This window comes from Rhodococcus sp. P4_E4, from assembly GCF_056401575.1.
In genome coordinates this window covers 1-2,454 of record NZ_JBFUJB010000054.1, presented here as the reverse complement: position 1 = coordinate 2,454, position 2,454 = coordinate 1, and the positions used below count along the sequence as shown (strand labels likewise).

General features: G+C 63.6%; 2 protein-coding genes. Both read left to right on the top strand.

Annotation, left to right across the window (positions count from 1 at the left end):
* Positions 1-1,370 (top strand): hypothetical protein (locus AC1DVN_RS30770; RefSeq protein ID WP_477994821.1); only part of this gene is annotated, 1,370 nt, incomplete at its 5' end.
* On the top strand, positions 1,363-2,454 hold a 1,092-nt coding region (locus AC1DVN_RS30765; RefSeq protein ID WP_477994819.1), incomplete at its 3' end, for a hypothetical protein. The genes AC1DVN_RS30770 and AC1DVN_RS30765, both read left to right, overlap by 8 nt.

Below are 2,454 nucleotides of genomic sequence, written 5' to 3'. Positions count from 1 at the left end.
TTCGCTGGTACCGTCGATGTCATGACTCTGCTGAAAGGCGCGTGAGCGCCGACCTCGGGCGCAGGTTCCTGCGCCCTCGATATGTCTTCTTCGCCGCTGCTCACCTGTGGGTGGTTGACGAGCGTCAACCCGTTGCGGCACTGATTGATCCGCACACAGAATCGTTGGCGGGGTTGGTGGCGTGGACTGATCTTCCTCCCGCACCACCGGGCTCCGGCCCAGTACAGATCGCGGCGGACGAGTCCGGGGTGTGGATACAGAATCACCGCGACGGCCCTTTGGTTCACATCGGYAYCGACGGCATCGACCGTTCGGAATACGCCGAAGGGCGCCATCTGATCGGCGCGGGACGCTCCGGCGCCTGGTGCATGACGACTACACGCAGGAACAACGACATCGCACCCTCGCCGGATATTCCGCCACGGACGCTGCGGCGGAAGCCGGCGCTGCTGGTGAGCAAGCTGGGTGGCGGGATGCGTCATGTCGAAGTGGATGCCGCGTCGATCKTGTCRGYCGARYTCGACGAATSSTCGCTCTATCTCGGTGTCGAACACGATTCGTGGGAACGGGTGCCGCGCGTGGACGGCRCSGGAGGAAAGCGGGCAGGGTTCGAGTTGCGTTACAGCTCATCGATATTGCAGATACCTCTGCATGATCTGGCCCCGCTGCGCATCGACCGCGACACCTACCTGTGCGCGGAAGATCGGCAGGTTGGGTACACCAGCGAGTATGCGGATGTGTCGTACAACGAAAACCATCGCCGTAAGCGCGCGTTCGATGGCAACGTGCGCTGGTACTGGGGCAAAGACCCCATTACGCGTGGCGCCACAACCGTGCGGGCCTACCGTGGTGAGGCTTCGTCGCCGGTGTCGACCTTGATGCTGCCTGGGATGGATGTCGCACACGGGGTAGCAGGGGCCGGGAGGCTGTGGTTGGTCGCGAGGACCGCTACCCGTCCTGCCGTCGGCCGGTCGGTACTTTCCACCGGGGTCGATGGCGGGATCCATTCGCTGATCACCGGCGGCATCGACATCACCGATCGGTGCTGGCCTGTCGGGCCCGAGCCACTCGACCACCACAGCTACGTCAAGTATTGCCTGCGCGGTCTCGACCGAATGCGGTTTTCGGACAAAGTCGATCAGGTGAGCGCCACGTACGTCGGACAGTGGCCGAGCGGCCGGATCCATGTTCGATTCCGGCATCGTGACTACCCGGGACTGGTGTTGACAGCTCGTCTCAATCTCTACGACGAGCAAGGCAACCGACTCGACAATCTCCTGTCCTACGCCTCGGCAGAGCTGGGGGAACAAGCCGACACCCGCGCCTACCCGCCGGTCTCCGAAGCCATCGCGGGAGTCCTGCATGTCTGAGCTGAGCAGCGGAGGCGATCGAGCCGGAAAGCTCACCGAAATGACCGGTGGGAGACGCGTTGACCTGGGACGAAGACGCCCGACACCCGAATATGTAGTGGAGGCAGTGATGACCGAATGGGTCCAGATGTTGGTGACCATGGCCGATGGCCCGCGGCAACCGGTCCACGGGGTCGTGGTCCCGTACCGCAATTCCGACGAACCGTTTCACTACTACTACGGCAGCTACGGTGAAGAACCTGTGTTTCTTCCCGTCCGTCTCCCTGGCGTGCATCTGTATCGATGGGGACGCCGGTCGAGGATCGAGTCACTCGACGGGCAGGTGATGTTCGTCAGCGACGGCACCACCGCTTGGGACTTCACCGCCGACCCAGACCATCCGCGCTGCACCGAACTCCGTCAGGTGCACTCGCCCGGCGCGGGCCGACACCTCTCGATCACCCCGCGCGTTGAGCATTGGGTCGGCAACGATCATTCACGCCCGACAGGGCCGGTGACAGACGTCGAGTTCCTCGGCCGTCGATGCTGGTCGGTGGATCTCGCCCCACGTGAGAGCCGGAATCTGCCGAAGCCGTCGCTGCGGCTTGTCGTCGACGCCGAAACCGGTGCAGTTCTTGCCCAACACTCCGGCAATGGTGTCGACGGCGCCGCATACACCGACCTCCTCGTGGGGGAGTGCCTCGAACTCCCCCTGTTCACCTGGGACGGTCCGGTCATCACCGACGCCGAATCCAGGACCCTCGCCGGCCGCGGCGGACCGCCAACTACACCGCGGCAGGAATCGATACGCTGGTTCCGCGAKGAGATCACCGCCGAACCCATCGGGGTGCCCCTGCTGACGGACCTGACTCCACGCKTCGTTCACTCGATCGAACCCGAATCCGGCGCATTCGCAGCGCAACTCGGTGATAATGCGGGATGGATCACCCGGCGGCCACGATCGAACCAGCCGTGGAGAACCAAGACTTACGGATATCAGATCGGCTGGTCTACAGAAGATTTCGACTGGGCCTGTCAGATTCACCGCGGAACACTCGACGCTGCCGGGATCGAGTCCCTACAGCAGCAACTACACCCCGGACAG